Here is a 17,236-nt window from a genome sequence, read left to right as displayed (position 1 = left end):
TCATTTTTATTGCTTAGATTATCGCTTATACTCACCATCAACAAGGCGAAGAATATTCAGCGGATTTCCCGGTTTTAGTTCATCGGGAAGAAGATCTGTAAGGAAATTCTGATATGCCACCGGTCGCACAAACCGCCGGATAGCACCTGTTCCCACCGATGTAAACTTGGAATCGGTTGTTGCCGGGTAGGGTCCGCCGTGTTGCATAGAGTGGCAAACTTCAACACCCGTCGGTACACCGTTAAAGATAAGACGTCCCGCTTTCTGCTGGCACTGATGAATCAAATCTTTGTGAGACGTGAGGTCGTCATCATCCCCCATAAACGTGAGTGTAAGCTGCCCGTCGAGATCGGTTGCAACCTGGTGCATTTCTGCGCTATCATCGCAAGAGACGATAAGAGTAAACGGGCCAAAAACTTCTTCCCATAGTGATTTATTTTCTAAGAATGTGGCGGCATCAACAGTGGCCAGCGCGGCAGATTTATTAAGTTCGGTTTCATTAGTAGCGGGCTGTATGGTTTCTACACCCGGCTGATCCAAAAACTCCTCCCGCGTTTTGACGTAGTTTGACGCAACGCCTTTATTGAGCATACAACTTGGCTGGAAATCATTCAGTTTGTCAGACAGGGCGTTTGTAAATGTGGTGAGCCCATCCCCTTTTTGAGCGATAAGTAAGCCGGGTTTCGTACAGAACTGACCCTTTCCAAGCGTGACAGACTGAGAATATTGCAAAGCAAGTTCCTCAGCAGAAGATTTAAGCTTATTATCGAGAAGAAAAACAGGGTTCACGCTTCCCATTTCAGCATACACAGGAATCGGTTCATCGCGGTTTGCGGCTGCATTAAAGATGGATCGTCCGGCATTCAGTGACCCCGTAAATCCAACGGCTTTGATGGATGGATGGGCAACCAGTTGCTGCCCGATATCCGCTTTTCCATTCAGGCTGCTGAACACCCCGTCCGGAATGTCGTCGATGGAATCAGCGGCTTTTAAAATTGCACGCGATACGAGTTCATTTGTGCCGGGGTGCGATTCGTGAGCCTTCACAACCAAAGGGCATCCTGCGGCCAGGGCAGAGGCTGTGTCTCCGCCGGCCGTAGAAAAGGCCAGCGGAAAGTTGCTTGCGCCAAACACGGCGACAGGTCCAAGAGCCACCAGCATGTTCCGGATATCGGCTTTGGGGATCGGTTCGCGGTCAGGTTGTGCAGTATCAATCCGGGCATCTACCCACGATCCTTCGCGGAGAAGATCAGCAAACATACGCAGCTGACCTACCGTGCGTCCGCGTTCGCCTTCAAACCGCCCGTTTGGCAGGCCTGATTCAGCCGATGCGCGTTTGATTAATGTATCACCAAGAGACATAATTTCGTCGGCAATAGCCTCCAGGAAATCAGCTTTGATGCTGCCGGGAAGCCGGCTGTAGATTGGAAAAGCTTTTTCTGCTTTTTGAACAGCCTCATCAACTTCATCTGAGGTTGCAATATGAAACCCTTCATGCAGCGGTTTATTAGCGGATGGATCAAACGCCTGAAATGTTTCCTTATTCTTCTTGGAGGCCGTTTGGCCAATAAAATTAACTCCTTTAATCATAAGCAGGTGGAATTGTTAGATAGTTGGAAATTCTATGCTTGCTGAGATAGTACGCTGTAATTTTCAATCAAATCGTTAATTTTTGGTCGGTTTTTGAGGGCACCATCAATAACCGCCAATACCCTTTCTCGTTCTTCGCCAGCCAGTTTCAGCCGCGGTTCTCGTACATGTTCGGTTCCGATGCCGGTAGCTACTTCAGCAAGTTTAATATTTTGCACAAGTTTTGGGTTGATATCAAGCTCGAGAAGAGGCATAAACCACCGGTTAATTGCACGGGCTTCTTTGTATCGCCCGGATTTTACAAGATGGTATATAGCAACAGTTTCTTTAGGGAAGGCACAAACTAAACCGGCAACCCAGCCGGAGGCGCCGAGCATCAGAGATTCGCAGGCGATGGTATCCACGCCGGAGAAAACACTGATACGATCTCCAAACCGGTTGATCATCCGCGTAATATTTGATGTATCCCTTGTCGACTCTTTAATAGCTTGAATATTATCGTGTCTGGTCAATTCCTCCATCATATCTACTGTTACCTCAATGCCGTAATCTATCGGGTTGTTGTAGACCATAATTGGCAGATCTGTCGATTTAGCAACAGATTTAAAAAAGTGAACCGTCTCGCGGTCATCGGCTTTGTACTGCATAGGTGGCAGCATCATTAATCCAGACGCACCTAGTTTTTCAGCGTCATTAGCCGAACTGATAGCGTCTTGCGTAGACTTTTCCGCGATGTTCATAATTACCGGAATCTTGCCGTTGGCCAGCTCAAGGGTTTTCTGTACAAGTTCCAGTTTTTCACTGTTTTTAAGTGTACTGGCTTCTCCAAGTGACCCGCCTAATATAATTCCATGGACACCGGCATCGATTTGTGCCAAAATGTTTTTCTCGAATGATTGAATATCCAAATTTCCGTCTTCAAAAAATTTGGTAGTAACAGCAGGGTAGACACCTTTCCAGTTGACGTTCATCGATTTTTCCGATTTGGTTTAATTTTTCAAATTTGGTTTTCAATACGATAGCCAGTCTCTGGCTACCGATCTGAATTTTTTAACCTGATTGGATTCCACTGTCACTATGATGCATGATTTTTTGTTCAAAGATCAAAGAGTTGAACACTTAGTGACACTTAATGCTTAAATGCAGTAATCTGTAAACATAGCGTCCGTTCAGTCTCCCATAAATAAATGGGATCATACCGACAAATGCTTATACGATTTTAACTTATCCAATGATTATTCTCTTGCATCATTGAAAGTCGGTCATTTACTAAAAATCTCGATGGCGGCCTATTAACTTTCAGTTTCAATTTGAGCTATGAAAGAAAGTATAACAAATTTTCTTAGTCTTTTTGGTTGAGCTGTGCTTCAATTCATGTAGAATGATATTGAATAGTGATACTATCTTACAATTATGTTGGTATCATTACAAAATAATAAGTAAAATAAGTCAATATTTGCTCTAAGTATAAAAAAGCTGGATCTAAGTTTATGGACGATAATTCAATCTATTTCAGACTTCCAAAAACAAGCAGTAAAGGATTTATCGTTGAATTTCACGAGTTGCCCCATATGTATGACAGGTTGCATTACCATCCGGAACTGCAGCTGATTTACATTGTTGCAGGAACCGGCGACCTGTTTGCCGGCGATTCGTTTATTTCATACGGTCCGGGTGATCTGTTTTTGATTGGTCCATGCCAGTCGCACGTTTTCAAAAGCGATCCGGTCTATTTCGAAGAGGAAAAAGAGAAAGCTTGTAAAACCATATCGGTCTTTTTTCATGAAAAGTCTCTTGGGGATGGATTTTTTAATCTCGATGAAACATCCGATATAAAACATCTGATTGAAAGATCCGGCAGAGGCATTCACTTTGATTCATTTGTATCTAAACTTGTTGGACCCAAAATATTTAATCTTCTGGACCAGGGAGATTTCGACCGCTTACTTTCGATTCTGACCATCTTAGATGAGCTCTCTGCGACCGATAATTTCAGCTACCTCGCCACCATGAGCAGCTCGGTTCCGTTAAGCGATCAAAAGAATCAAAAGGTCAATAAAGTATTCAACTACATTCTGGACCATTTTCATGAAAACATCAAACTGGAAGATGTGGCCAATATAGCTAACTATAGCCAGGCTGCTTTTTGTCACTTTTTTAAGGAACACACGCAAAAAACGTTTGTACAGTTTTTGATTGAGGTGAGGGTCTCTAATGCATGCAAAATGCTGCGGAATACAGATTACAACATTTCCCAGATTTGTTATGAGAGCGGCTTTAACAACGTCTCAAACTTTAACCGCCAGTTTAAGAAACTGATCGGGATGTCGCCGAGTGGTTACAAGAAAAATTATAAGGAGAAGGAGCTGGTGGGGTAGAAGGGGGCTTTGAAACCTGTCAGGTTTTTGTATCTATGGTCATTGCAAGTCTTTCATATATCAAACCTGACAGGTTTAGGATTGATAAACTCGTCCCGTATACGTCTATTTGAGATGGTGATCTGTTTTCATATCAAACGAACAAAAAAATGAATTTTACTAACCTCTCATAATTTCAAGAATACTAAGAATTTGTTCACGTGTTTCGTCACTTAACCGTGCAAATTCCTCATCCGTCAGTAAATCGTTACTGTAGTACAAAAGCAGCTGCTCAACAGCTTTTGACCGGCTATACCCATCAAACATCTGGGCCAGTTTTTTGTCGCCCTCTTTGACGGTCTTGTACATCTCTATGTACCTGGTGTGGCTGTCTTTATTGCTTTGATGAATCGTCTTTTCAACATCCTCCATCACACGCTTGCAATACCGATCTAAAGCCAGCGGCCTCAGTTCCTTAAATATTTTCCAGTCACTTTCTTTGATTTGATTTCTTAGCATGGGTTGCCTCTTGTTTTTATTAAGGTTTGATGGTGTTTGAAACAAGCTCGATTTCCGGTAAAGTACTAAATGAAAGCGTTTTAGGCTAACCAAATTAGATGATCAGCAAGAGAGCTTAGCCGGGAGTTTAAATGACGCTGTATTTACGAAGGCTGTCTTTCATTGATCCGTTTTTATTATTGTCATCGGGTGTATGAAGAGACAATAGGTTACCCCAAACAAAGCAGAAGAAGTAAGATTTAGTCGTCGATTAAAATATGCCAGGCAATACTGTTTGAAATTTTATCAATGGACAGAAGTAATAAGTAGACTTTATAAAATGTTTATTGGGATAATGTCAGATAAAAAAGACCTTCGCACATTTTCAGTACAAAGGCCTTTTAGAATTTTTCTTCACGAAAATGAACAGATTAAATTGAACCGCAGGGCGCCCCCCAATTTGGCCGGGCCAAAGTCCAATTATCTGCTTCATGATCAAAGAAATCTGGCTTCTCAGAATGCTCCTCAACACACCATTCTGAAAGGTCTTGATTGAAACTTGATGCATTAAAGAACATAGTATTCATAGTACCACGATTTGTTACCTTACTTACATTCCAAGCGCCAATATTTTGATTAAAAGAAGATGCGTCGGCAAACATTGAACTCATTCGTCTCACATTCTTAGTATTCCAGTTACCAATATCTTGATTGAAAGAAGTTGCAAGGTTAAACATTGCTCCCATATTTGTTACATTTGCAGTGATCCAGTTACCTATATCGCCATTAAAATTTGATGCGCCGCTGAACATGCCAGCCATTACTGTTACATTTACAGTATTCCAGCTGCCAATGTCTTGATTGAAAGATTTATTACTGTTAAACATTCTTCTCATCGTTGTTACATTTTGAGTATCCCAACTTCCAATATCTTGGTTGAAATTACTGTAATTATTGAAATTAAATTTATCAAACAAACCACTCATATCAGTAACTAAAGTCGTACATAATATGGTCAGGTCTGCCCCCTCATCCCGGCGGGTACGCAACAATGCATTGTCCACTGCTTCATACTCAATACCATTTACTTTGCCAAAATCACCCGAGGAAGCACCAGGACAGATTACCGTAACTCCATTGTTCGCTAATTTAAACCCATCATCGTCAACAAACATATCCTGCTGGTTTGATGCGGTTTGAGCAATTGTTCCTGAATATGGCACCGAAGCTTCAGGAGCCTGTTGAATTACTGTGGCTGAAATTGCAGCTACTTTATCACGGCTGAAATTTGCTTCTCCATCAGATCGCAGCCGTGACGGCAACTGGCCAGCGGGCATATAAACGTCAAATTTTGGAGCAATGCCCATCTCGCCGGCCAGCACCCACACAACGGCCTGGATCTCACGGTATGTAAGGTCGGGATCATCAGCCTGCAACTTCTGTCGTATGCTAAAAAAGTAGTTTAGTGGTTTCCATTTATCGTTATCACCTGAGGAAAACCAGGCAACTCCTTCATGAGTGTCGCCTGAAGAGCGAAGGTCCTTTTTCCATTCAAGACACCAGGCATCATACTCGCCCGGGGTGAGAATTGAGTTTCTGCTGATATTATCAACGGAAATTTTGAAATATCCATCTTTGGTTTCATCAGAGCCACGGTTTACGGTTACAAGCGAATTTTTAGCCTCGGGAATGGCTTCAAGCCCCGCATAGAGTTCAAGTGACTCTTCGATATTTGGACTAGTACTGTTTGTGCATGAAGCTACAAGTAAAGCAGCTACACTGTATATGATGAGAAGGGTTGATTTCTGGACCATGATTGTCTGTCTCGATTAAAAATTACGGGCTTTTATGGCCCAAATGATGGATTGTCTTGAAATTTAAAGAGATAACTCAACAGTAGATATTTTGAAACGTACTTGCACTACATGAATATGTAGTATTGAGAAGGAGAATTTTTTAAACAGAATAATAAAGTGTCAATGATGACCTGGGAGAGTTCTGTAGAAGATCTTCACCGGATAAATTCGCTTCATCAGGTGAATCGCTCAGCCTTATCGCTACCTTCGATTTAACCTTATAGAAGATTATTACGTCATTCATATTCATTCTAAGATGTGATATGAGCGGATTATGTCTTCATTCTCAACCCGACACTTCAGAAATGAATTGACACTAATCTTAAGATTTTATGAGTTGCCTCAGTATAGATTTGACGTTTTAAGCACCTAAAAAAGACAGATAACTACATAAAGATGTAGTGACAAAGTGTTTCAAAATGGGCAATGTTATGAAAGGATTTGAAAATCCATGCTTGATGCCTGGCGGGGTCGTTTCTAATCCATTCACGCACAATTCAAAATGCATACGTCATGAACACTCTTATACGATTTTTCATAATCACAGTTCTTATAACTACCCTCTCACAAATAGCATCGGCCCAAACTCAATATTCCGATGTAACGATTGAAGAAGCCCGCGGTCTTGCACTGGGAACAGACGTCCGAATTAAAGGAATTGTGACACGAGCTAACGGCCGTTTTTCTCATATTCAGGATGGTGATGCAGCGATTAGTACATTTCAAGGTTCCGGTGAGTATAATGATGCAATTGGTTCGGGTGATGTAGCTCCCGGTGACTCTATTGTTATTGTAGGGGTAACTGACGAATTTAATAGCCTGTTTCAGCTTAGCAGTATCACTGATCATACAGTGACATCAAGAGGGAACCCGTTGCCTGAGCCGGCTGAGATCACTCTGGGTGATGTTGGCGAGTCTTATGAATCTGAATTGATAATGATAAGCGGGTTGTCGATCGACACCGATGACGCACAATTTCAGGGGAACACCACTTATTCACTGCTTGAAAATGGAACGCCTAACTCCAATGTAACGATGCGAGTTGTGGGGAATGGCGATACTGAGCTCATTGGAGAAAGCATACCCGATGTTTTTACATTTACAGGTGTATTGGGCCAATTCTCCACATCCGGTGATGATGGGTATCAATTAGTGCCACGTAATGTAAATGATGTATTAAACGAACAGATGAGTGAGGCGTTTGAATTAGCTGCAAATGGGGTTACAATTATTTGTGATGCTGCGGCAGTTGGTGAGTCGGGCACTGTAAATAGTGTGACATATACTAAACGTACAAAAGAACAGGTTACGACGTCAAATGCTGCTACCACCTGTACCAGCGGCATAACCGATATGTCAAGTTTGTTTGAGCTTGAATTTGATTTCAATGAAGATATTAGCAGTTGGGATGTTTCAGACGTAACAGATATGAGCCTGATGTTTGCAGGAGATGCAGAAAATATGACGTCATTCAATCAGGATATTGGCAATTGGGATGTAAGCAAGGTTACCAATATGAATAGAATGTTCCGAATGACTGACTTTAATCAGGACATTGGTGACTGGGACGTAAGTAATGTTACCAACACGTTCAATATGTTTGCCAGTTTTGATGAGAATCAACCTCATCCATTTAATCAAGATATTGGTGACTGGGATGTAAGCAGCGTGACCCGGATGGGGCAAATGTTTTTGAATGCCCAGAACTTCAATCAGGACATTAGTGCATGGGATGTAAGTAGTGTTGAAACAATGATTTCAATGTTTAATGGCGCTACAAGTTTTAACCAAGACATCAGTAGTTGGAACGTAAGTAATGTGATAAACATGGCTTTTATGTTTACAAATGCCGTTGAATTTAATCAGGAAATTGGAAATTGGGATGTGTCAAATGTTACGCTAATGGGAGGAATGTTTGATGGTGCTGTCAAATTCAATGGATATATAGGTGATTGGGATGTAAGCAATGTCACTCGCATGGGGCAAATGTTTTCGGGTGCAAAAAACTTTAATCAGGATATCAGTAATTGGGATGTGAGTGAGGTTTTCGTGATGAACTCAATGTTTGCAGACACTGATGCATTCAATCAGGATATTGGTGGATGGGATGTCTCAAAAGTTGAGTTTATGATTGGGATGTTTAACGATGCTACAGCTTTCAATCAGGATCTATCAGGCTGGTGTGTGGAATTAATTACATCTAAACCAGATGATTTTGATACAGAAAGCGGATTTGTTGGAGAGCCTGAAAAACAACCTGTTTGGGGAACTTGTCCATTCGTGCCAATTGATAATCCGGATTTTAAATTAGCAGAAAATGGAGTAACTGTAGAATGTGATAGTGCAGATGTGGGAGAGGTAGGTTCAGTAGGTGCTGTTACTTATACCAAACGTAGGAAAGATCAAATTACAACCGAAAATGCTGCAACGACATGTACAAGTGGTATTACTGATATGAGGTCACTATTTCGTGAAAAAAGTAATTTTAATGAAGATATCGGCAGCTGGGATGTTTCAAGTGTTACAACAATGAATAGTATGTTTGATCGTGCATCTAGTTACGATCAGGACATCAGTAATTGGGATGTCAGTGCAGTGACTACGATGCGTTATATGTTTCGAGAAGCTTACTCTTTCAACCAGGATTTAAATACCTGGAACGTAGGTAACGTTACAAATATGGGGGGTATGTTTAGCTTTGCCTCAGATTTTAACGGGGATATTGAAAATTGGGAGGTGACCAATGTAATTGATATGAGCAGTATGTTTTGGAATGCAACTTCATTTAATCAAAATATTGGCGGATGGGATGTAGGTCAGGTAACCGATATGTTATTCATGTTTTCAAGTGCTTCAGTTTTTAATCAAGATATAGGCAGTTGGGATGTGAGTGCGGTGACTACTATGAGTTCTATGTTTCGAGGAGCTTCAGCTTTCAACCGGAGTATGGATGAATGGGATGTTAGCCAGGTTCAAAACATGAGTAACATGTTTAATAACGCCGTTGCTTTCAATCAGGATATCGGCGGATGGGACGTAAGTCAGGTAACCGATATGAGTGGGATGCTTCAAGGCGCGACTGAATTCGATCAAGATATCGGGAATTGGAATGTAGGCAATGTGACAGATATGGGCGCAATGTTTTCCAATGCATCTGCATTTAATCAGGATATTGGTGGTTGGGATGTGAGTAAGGTAACTGATATGGGAAATTTATTTTATTATTCATCCGCCTTCGACCAGAATATTGGTGACTGGGACGTAAGCCAGGTGACCAGAATGCGAGCAATGTTCTATAATGCGTCTGTTTTTAATCAAGATATCAGCGGTTGGGACGTGAGCCAAGTGACCAATATGAATTTAATGTTTGTAAATTCATCAGCCTTCAACCAAGATTTAAGTGGCTGGTGCGTAGAACTTATTGACACTCAACCGGACAGGTTTGATACCGATAGCGGATTCTTTGGACAAGTGGAAATACAACCTCAGTGGGGAACGTGTCCATCAGTTCCAGCTGCGATTTCTCTGATAAATCCTATGGATGAGTCTGTTGACGTAAAAGCTCGTCCTATTTTTGAATGGAATGGATCAGATGGCGCCGAAAGCTACCACATTCAGGTGTCGATTGATGAGGGGTTTAGTTCCCTGGAAATCGACAGTTCTGGTATTTCAGGTACAGCCTTTGAACCTCTCGATGATTTAGAATCTATGACTGATTACTATTGGCGGGTACAGGCCGAAAACGGGTCTGGTGTCTCTGGCTGGTCTGATATTTATACGTTCAGAACAGGAATGGCCACATCTATTGATGATGACGCAGGTGTACCGACTGAATTCAGCCTGGCCCAAAATTACCCAAATCCGTTCAATCCGAGTGCCGTCATCGAGTTCGGGCTGCCGGAAGCTGCCGAGGTTCGTCTGGATGTCTACAATATGCTCGGTCAGCGTATCGCGACGTTGGTTAATGAACAACGGGCAGCCGGCAGACATCAGGTTCAGTTTAACGCGTCCAAATTATCGAGTGGTACCTACATCTATCGAATACAGGCGGGGGAGTTTCTTCAAACGAGAAAGATGATGCTGATAAAATAAAAGGGTTACCCGAGCAACGAAAATTAAGAGACATTGGCTTGAGGTACAAAACTCAAATAGAGCCCGGGTTTAAACGTCCCGGGTTTTATATTTTATCAGTCATTTGGCTATCAGAGAATCGATTAAGTATTTTCAATAATAATTTCTTAATTAGTGATTAGAGTATGCAAAGAGGGCTTGAATAACTGCCCGTCTGCACGCTGTATTTGCGGGCTGACGGGTGGAGGGTACTCATTAGCTAACACCAACGGAATTCAATCAAAAATCCAATAGGTGCAGGCAGCCGAGATATAGATGCATTTCCTGGAATGACCGAGACAAAAAGTCTTCTCAAATTTTTTATTTACTCGGACTGAATCGATAGTTGACTGCCCAATTCCACTTGGTATTTTGCTAAATAGATTGCCGTTAAGATTGATAGCTGACCAGTAATTTATAGCAATACATTACTACCCATTCATGTAGTTACATTCAGGGTGATTATTAAGAGATTACATAAAAACACCTAAGATATTGGAAGAGCCGACATTAATCAGAGTTATCATAGTTGAAGACAACCCTTACATCAGGGAGGGCTGGACCACGATACTGGATGCCGATAAGGAAATCGTCGTAAAAAGTGTGTTCAGGTCGTGTGAAGATGCATTGGAATCTAAGGATGTTGCCTGGTGCGATATTTTGCTGCTTGATATCCAGCTCCCCGGCATGCTGGGAACCGATGGAGTGGAGAAATTCCTTGAGATCAATCCCGCACTCTCCATCATTATGATTTCGGTACTTGAAGATTCCGAACATGTTTTCAAGGCTTTGAGGAGCGGTGCCATCGGGTACTTTGTGAAAAAAGTGAGCCCGGAAGAGCTGGTAAAAGCAGTAAAAGTAGCCTACGGTGGTGGCTCACCGATGTCGCCGATTATTGCACGAAAAGTGATCGATTCGATGCAGAAATTGCCAAAAGCAAAAAAAGAATATACATTATCCGACAGGGAGCAAGAGATTTTAACGTTGCTAGGGGACGGGAAGTCCTACTCGGCAATTGCTGACCAGATCTATCTTTCGGTGGATGGTGTAAGCTATCATATCCGCAACATCTACCGAAAGCTGCAGGTTAAAAGTAAAGCAGAAGCAGTAGCGAAAGGAATCACCAATGGATTGATTAAAATTGATCGTGGGGAATAATCTTAGCAGTAATTTCTAACTCAACTGCCGCAAAATAGCGATGTAGTGGCTACAAAATATGTTTCAATTAAAACAGTAGATCTTATACTGTAAAAGGCAGTCACCGTTTTTGGAACCGCGGGGGCGCGAAGTCGCTGGGGTAAGAAGGTATTGCAGAATGAAGGTTGTAAACGCCTCCAAAATTAATGGAAGATATCACACTGTTACTCAGGGAAGAGAATCCTAAGCGGGACTGTCATTACCTGAGTAATTTGATATAATTGCTAATGAGTATCCAGTTCTTAAAATAATGCATGTAGCACTACAGAGCGTTGTTTAAAAGGTTTTGAGGTAGATTTTTAAGATGTTGCGGAAGTTGAGCTAATAACAAAAACATGATTACGCCAAACACTTAAATCTAAAAAAACACACAAATGAAACGTACAAAAAAGGGGCATTATATTGAGAATGGTCTTAATGAAAATTTGAACGCATTTTTTAAATATGAGGTCGAGGGAGACAATACACATGATAAAGATGAAATAATCAGAGGAGTTGGTCATAAGAATGATAGGAATAAACATAAATCATTAGTAAAAAAGAAAGAAGGCGATGAGCTTGGTTCTTTAGAATTAGATATGAGTGATTTAAGAGATGATTTTGATCTTCTTCTTAAATTCGAGAAAATGCCTTCAAAAAATAGTATAAAGGGATTTAAATTTTTTCCGGGTTCAGATTTGGGGACAGTCCATCATATTGAATCCCAGGAAAAAGGTAAGAAGCTAATAGTGGTTATACATTGTGAAAATAGGGTGCCAACACCTCCAAATAAAGACCATGTTGATCCAAAAATAGAACATCCTGAGACATCTTTGGACTTTGATTGGTAAATCAATCTTACTAAACATGTGCAGGTTATTAATTTATATCACTTTCATACTGCCTGTATCAGGTTTAGCCCAGGGAGTGGTACAGTTAGAAAATTACACCCCCGAAGAATACGAGAACTCCCGCCAAAACTGGGCAGTCATTGAATCAGATGTAGGTTCAATATATTTTGGTAATGGTGGGGGTTTGCTACATTTCAACGGGCATGAATGGAATGCCGAACATGTGCCGGCAGGAGGTTCGGTCCGATCTTTAGGGATCCATAACGGTAAGATGTTTTGGGGCGGAAACGGCGATTTTGGCGATGTGAAAGCCGACAGCCTGAACCGGTTTTATCCGGTGAGCCTGCTCGAACGTGTTGACAGCTCCAGTCATAACTTTTCAAGTGTCTGGCAGTTTGTGAATCGGGACGATAAGATATTCGCGCGCACATACGAAGGACTTTACATCATTGAAGAGGACTCGGTTACTACTGTTCCAACCAATGCTTCTCTCAGAAGTATTTTCCCATTTCGTAACCGGCTCATGACGCAAATTACGGGCAATGGACTTTCATTTTACAATGACGGTGAGTTCACTAAATTAACTGATATAGAGATCTATAACGCAGACGTTATCTACGATACACTTCCGATTGACGATAACGTACTGCTTCTATCAAGAGAAAACGGACTGGTTGTTTATGATGGCGAAACATTTCGGCCGTTCGAACATGAGGCTGCTGACTACATCAACGAAAACCGGGTGTACCGCGCAGTACCTATCGGCCAAAACAGAGCTGCGATAGCTACGCTGGACGGGGGGATTGTCATTATGAACCATGATGGAGATGAGTACATCACCATCACTGAAGATCACGGCCTTCCGACAAATATGATTTACGATGTCTACCTGGATAATGAGGGTATTCTCTGGGCCGCAACCGATAATGGAATCGCAAAGCTGCTTGTAAATAATCCCGTGACAGTTTGGGGTGAACAGGCCGGATATTCGGGTGCTACGCTCTTTATTGGAAGCATCGGGAATACGGTGTATGCCGGTACTACTGAAGGACTGTTTTCGATCACTCCAAGTAGCCGTCTGATTAGCAGCGACTTGGTTACAGCTCGCGTATTTGATGGTATTGAAACTGAGAGCGGTCTTTTAATCTCAACGGGGAATGGCCTATTAACTATTGGTGCGGAAGAAGAAAAAAAAATATCTGATAAGCTGTACGATATGCTCGCCACCAATCCCTACATAAAAGATCAATATTTTGGGATCCGCAGAAATAGGGTAGATCTGATTACCATAGAAAACGAAGAAATTAAGACGGACACGCTGCTGACCATAGATGTGAATATTAGTCACCTCCATGTAGAGGAACAAAATCTGTGGGTAGCCAGGTGGGATAATATCATATACCGGTTTTCATCAGATGGCAGTTTAAAAGACAGCTATGATATTCCAGTCCCTGAATCAGCGTCACTTCGAAAAATTGGAACTCTTGATGGAAGAATCAGGCTGGCCACTACCGAGGGACTGTTTGTTTTTGACAGAGTAAACAATCAGTTTCTACGCGACACCACATTTAATGATCCGGACATACCAACGAAAGATCTCTCTAATTTTGAACAGTGCAGTGAGAACGAGATCTGGTTCAGAAATAATCGTCTGATCAAGCGTGCTGTTCGTGACGGTGGCAAATGGACCACAATTACGGATCCCTACCGGACCATTGCAAGGGATCAGTCCGTTGAAGCGATTCGATGCAATGAGGATGGAAGCGCATGGTTTGGCGGTTCACGCAACCTGTACCATCTGTCGGATCCAAGCTGGCAGTACGACCACGATTTTAATACGCTGATTACGGGCGCCTATGCCGAACGCGATTCGCTGATTTACGGCGGATTTGGTGAGCAGAACAGGATATCCGAGCTGAGCTACGATGAAAACAGTCTGCGGTTCACCTACGCTGCTGCCAGCTACATAGATCCGGATGAAAATAGCTACCGGGTTCGTCTCAGGGGCTTTGAAGATGGGTGGAGCAGTTGGAGCAGCGAACCCAGAAAAGATTATACGTTTATCACCGAGGGAACCTACACGTTTGAGGTGCAGGGACGAAATGTCTATCACGCTGAGGGTTCGGTTGCTGCTTACACGTTCAAGGTGCTTCCGCCGTGGTACCGAACGATCTGGGCTTACCTTTTTTATGCACTTCTGGCCGGCGGGTTTATCTACAGCGGCTACCGATTGCGCCTGAGTACAATTTTACGGGAACAGCGTATTCGTGACGGCATTGCGCGGGACCTTCATGACGAGCTAAGCTCCACATTGAGCAGTATCAACTTTTTTGCCGATGCCATTGATTCAAAAAAGCTGGGGAAGAAAGACACCAACAGGTTTTTGACGCTCATTCAGCGGTCCTCGCGTGAAGCCAAAGAGAAAATATCGGACATCGTCTGGGTGATTCACTCCGATAATGACGACTGGGAAAACCTGCTGCTGCGCTGCAAACGGTTTGCGGCCGACCTGCTGGACTCGCGAAGCATCAAGCACACGTTTAATCACTCAGGCACATTCAGCGGCAAGCCAAGCATCAATGAGCGAAAAAATATCTGGCTGATCTTTCGTGAGATTCTCACCAATATTGCCCGGCATGCTGAGGCAAAGAACGTTACAATCCGTATGAACCTGGAATCAGACTGCCTGCTAATCTTCGTTGAAGATGACGGCAAAGGGTTTGATCCGGAAGAGATTAAAGTAGATGGCAACGGCGTTCAGAATATCAAAGAGAGAGCGGGGCAACTCAATGGGTCTGCATCCCTTCAAACGAAGAAGGAAGAGGGGACCATATGGGAGATCGAGTTTCAAATAATGTGAATTATGAAATGTCTTTTCTTGGAATTTAGAAAGACAAACCTATCATAAATGAATTGCCACCATTATAAGAATTTAGTGAAGCATGTATACCAAATGCTCTTCTATCATTGTGGTTTACCAGTCTTTTCTTCAGGAATGGTTTCCAATGAAGACCCAGTTTAAAATATTCTGCATTTGAGGGGAAAAACACAGAGTTCTTTTCAGATTCATCGCCAAAATCCAATTTTTGCCAAAAATATACTGAAGTATTTAAAGCCGAGTAAAGGGTCAAGCTGTTATATTGAATCCCATATCCAATACCCAGATCTACCAAAATCTGCTCTTCAAATGCAAAAGAATTAGATCGCACACTTATGTTTGTGACAATTCCATGATGATTTAAATATGCGTTATTAGCGTTAAACTCTCCCATCATTGTGAATGTATTATAAGTTATAATTTCCATCATCAATGAAACCAATCCGATTTCAGGATCTGTTTGTATATTATTAAGATCTGTATTTAACATTGAGTAGTCAATTGAGGTGCGCTCAGTCCAATGTAATTTATTAAGTTTAAAATTTTCGTCATCCTCAAATTGATTTGAGTCTGTAGGTGTAGTATACATTCCTTGATTTTTAAAATTTTCTTGTTCCATCACTTCATCATTATTCTCCGAAGTAGAACTATTAGATCCTCTGTGACTTGATTTCTGTTTTGAGATTAATGGAGAAAAGTAAAACTCATCTCCTGTTTCCAGAATTATTTTGTGGATCATACTAATTTTATTAGTGAATAGCGGACCATCAGGATTTTCATATAGCTTGTATTTGACATCCTGGTCCCTTATTTTAGTGATTACTACCTGGAGCATGTCGCCATCGACTTTGATGAGTCGATCCTGTGCAAGAACAGTGTTTTGTAATAGTGTAAATAGAATAATTGAAAAGAGAATTTTTAAAGCTTTCATAAACATTGGGTCTAAGGTGAAATTTTTTACGAAATTGATTTAAAAGGAGAGTGTACTACCACTTTTAGTGAATGATGCTACTTGCACTCTATTCTCACTTGTAGCACTTCCATTAAAACTCCGTGATTGATTGGGACCGGTAATTGTTACGATAAAGTTTGTGGGACTTTCTCCTGAGTAGTGATCTACTTCTACTACATAGGTGCCATCGGGCGCATCATCCGTCCAAAAAATATTCTCTGGTCCAAAACCGTCCACATCATCCCGATCAAGTTCTCCACCGGTTGAAGATGATGGGTATATATAGTTGATGGTAGTTCCAGATGGATCAGTTACATGTAGATCTAGATCGGATGTGTTATCCCAGGATAAAGACAGTTGAAGGGCACCGGTACCTAACCTGAGTACATCTACACACGTGGTCACAACATTACTGACTCTGTTTTCTGAGTCGTAGATGCAAAAGTTGACGCAGAATTCCCCCTCACCGACATTTGATGGTATTCCCAGTGGTATTTGGAGATCACCCCCAGAAACAGAATTGCCGATAAAGGGAATGTCGAAGTAACTGGAGGCACCTTCAACTTGAAGATAAAACCCTGCCAAATAGCCCGAGAGATTATCAAACTCAAAGTTAATAGGTGCAGTAGAACCGTTTGAACTGGTTACCTGATCAATAGCGTTAGAAGCTATTGGCGAATCAGATGTGCCTGTTGGAGCAGGCGGATTATCATCTCTCTGTTCAGTACCGGTGGGCATGATGAGTACCTCTGCCAGGCCATCAGCATTTGCAGGATTTACAATCTCATCGTTGCTATTATCAGCTTCATCATTACTATTCACTGAACCGCAACCAGTGTGGAATCCAATAAATAGGAGTATTAAAATTGTAGCATGTACTTTTGAGTGGAAGTTTAGATTGTTCATGGATATTCCGGACTATACTGACCCCCCTTGAATCCGGCGTAAAACACACGGCCGGAGTGCTG

Annotated in this window: 11 protein-coding genes; 5 read left to right on the top strand and 6 right to left on the bottom strand. The window is 42.0% G+C overall.

The features are described 5' to 3' along the window. Nucleotides 1-18: 18 nt before the first annotated feature. Both AABW11_RS13440 and AABW11_RS13435 read right to left on the bottom strand, forming a co-directional pair. Nucleotides 19-1,590, bottom strand: a complete 1,572-nt coding sequence (locus AABW11_RS13440; protein WP_340105632.1) for an aldehyde dehydrogenase (NADP(+)) — start codon at nt 1,588-1,590, stop codon at nt 19-21. Between the two features lie 32 nt (nt 1,591-1,622). Next, nucleotides 1,623-2,561 carry a dihydrodipicolinate synthase family protein gene (locus AABW11_RS13435; protein ID WP_340105631.1) on the bottom strand — a complete coding sequence of 313 codons (939 nt, stop codon included), beginning with the start codon at nt 2,559-2,561 and terminating at the stop codon, nt 1,623-1,625. 519 nt (nt 2,562-3,080) lie between these two features. Between AABW11_RS13435 and AABW11_RS13430 the strand changes: the two genes are divergently transcribed. Next, a complete protein-coding gene (locus AABW11_RS13430; protein ID WP_340105630.1) occupies nt 3,081-3,968 on the top strand; it encodes an AraC family transcriptional regulator in 888 nt (295 codons plus the stop codon). A 159-nt stretch (nt 3,969-4,127) separates the two neighbouring features. On the opposite strand, the gene AABW11_RS13425 is transcribed toward AABW11_RS13430, so the two are convergent. Beyond that, nucleotides 4,128-4,466, bottom strand: a complete 339-nt coding sequence (locus tag AABW11_RS13425; RefSeq protein WP_340105629.1) for a hypothetical protein — start codon at nt 4,464-4,466, stop codon at nt 4,128-4,130. A 410-nt stretch (nt 4,467-4,876) separates the two neighbouring features. Then, a complete protein-coding gene (locus AABW11_RS13420; RefSeq protein ID WP_340105628.1) occupies nt 4,877-6,259 on the bottom strand; it encodes a BspA family leucine-rich repeat surface protein in 1,383 nt (460 codons plus the stop codon). A 555-nt stretch (nt 6,260-6,814) separates the two neighbouring features. Between AABW11_RS13420 and AABW11_RS13415 the strand changes: the two genes are divergently transcribed. The 4 genes from AABW11_RS13415 (at nt 6,815) to AABW11_RS13400 (ending at nt 15,298) form a co-directional block, all read left to right on the top strand. Continuing rightward, complete coding sequence (locus AABW11_RS13415; RefSeq protein WP_340105627.1) at nt 6,815-10,393, top strand: BspA family leucine-rich repeat surface protein; 3,579 nt, start codon at nt 6,815-6,817, stop codon at nt 10,391-10,393. A gap of 513 nt (nt 10,394-10,906) precedes the next feature. Further along, nucleotides 10,907-11,569 carry a response regulator transcription factor gene (locus AABW11_RS13410; RefSeq protein WP_340105626.1) on the top strand — a complete coding sequence of 221 codons (663 nt, stop codon included), beginning with the start codon at nt 10,907-10,909 and terminating at the stop codon, nt 11,567-11,569. A gap of 413 nt (nt 11,570-11,982) precedes the next feature. Further along, entirely contained in the window at nt 11,983-12,438 is a 456-nt protein-coding gene (locus AABW11_RS13405) for a hypothetical protein (protein ID WP_340105625.1), read from the top strand. A gap of 16 nt (nt 12,439-12,454) precedes the next feature. Further along, nucleotides 12,455-15,298 carry a sensor histidine kinase gene (locus tag AABW11_RS13400; protein WP_340105624.1) on the top strand — a complete coding sequence of 948 codons (2,844 nt, stop codon included), beginning with the start codon at nt 12,455-12,457 and terminating at the stop codon, nt 15,296-15,298. Between the two features lie 25 nt (nt 15,299-15,323). Here AABW11_RS13400 and AABW11_RS13395 read toward each other — a convergent pair whose 3' ends face one another. Both AABW11_RS13395 and AABW11_RS13390 read right to left on the bottom strand, forming a co-directional pair. Then, nucleotides 15,324-16,247, bottom strand: coding sequence for a hypothetical protein (locus tag AABW11_RS13395; RefSeq protein WP_340105623.1), 924 nt, complete (start codon nt 16,245-16,247; stop codon nt 15,324-15,326). A gap of 39 nt (nt 16,248-16,286) precedes the next feature. After that, complete coding sequence (locus AABW11_RS13390; protein WP_340105622.1) at nt 16,287-17,174, bottom strand: YfaP family protein; 888 nt, start codon at nt 17,172-17,174, stop codon at nt 16,287-16,289. Nucleotides 17,175-17,236 lie beyond the last annotated feature (62 nt).

Origin of the sequence: Rhodohalobacter sp. 8-1, assembly GCF_038150125.1 — a bacterium.
Classification (GTDB): Bacteria; Bacteroidota; Rhodothermia; order Balneolales; family Balneolaceae; genus SW132.
This window is presented reverse-complemented; position numbering and strand designations above follow the sequence as displayed.

Coding starts and splice junctions, on each gene's coding strand:
- AABW11_RS13440 (WP_340105632.1), bottom strand. CDS start 1,590: ATGATTAAAGGAGTTAATTTTATTGGCCAAACGGCCTCCAAGAAGAAT.
- AABW11_RS13435 (WP_340105631.1), bottom strand. CDS start 2,561: ATGAACGTCAACTGGAAAGGTGTCTACCCTGCTGTTACTACCAAATTT.
- AABW11_RS13430 (WP_340105630.1), top strand. CDS start 3,081: ATGGACGATAATTCAATCTATTTCAGACTTCCAAAAACAAGCAGTAAA.
- AABW11_RS13425 (WP_340105629.1), bottom strand. CDS start 4,466: ATGCTAAGAAATCAAATCAAAGAAAGTGACTGGAAAATATTTAAGGAA.
- AABW11_RS13420 (WP_340105628.1), bottom strand. CDS start 6,259: ATGGTCCAGAAATCAACCCTTCTCATCATATACAGTGTAGCTGCTTTA.
- AABW11_RS13415 (WP_340105627.1), top strand. CDS start 6,815: ATGAACACTCTTATACGATTTTTCATAATCACAGTTCTTATAACTACC.
- AABW11_RS13405 (WP_340105625.1), top strand. CDS start 11,983: ATGAAACGTACAAAAAAGGGGCATTATATTGAGAATGGTCTTAATGAA.
- AABW11_RS13400 (WP_340105624.1), top strand. CDS start 12,455: ATGTGCAGGTTATTAATTTATATCACTTTCATACTGCCTGTATCAGGT.
- AABW11_RS13395 (WP_340105623.1), bottom strand. CDS start 16,247: ATGAAAGCTTTAAAAATTCTCTTTTCAATTATTCTATTTACACTATTA.
- AABW11_RS13390 (WP_340105622.1), bottom strand. CDS start 17,174: ATGAACAATCTAAACTTCCACTCAAAAGTACATGCTACAATTTTAATA.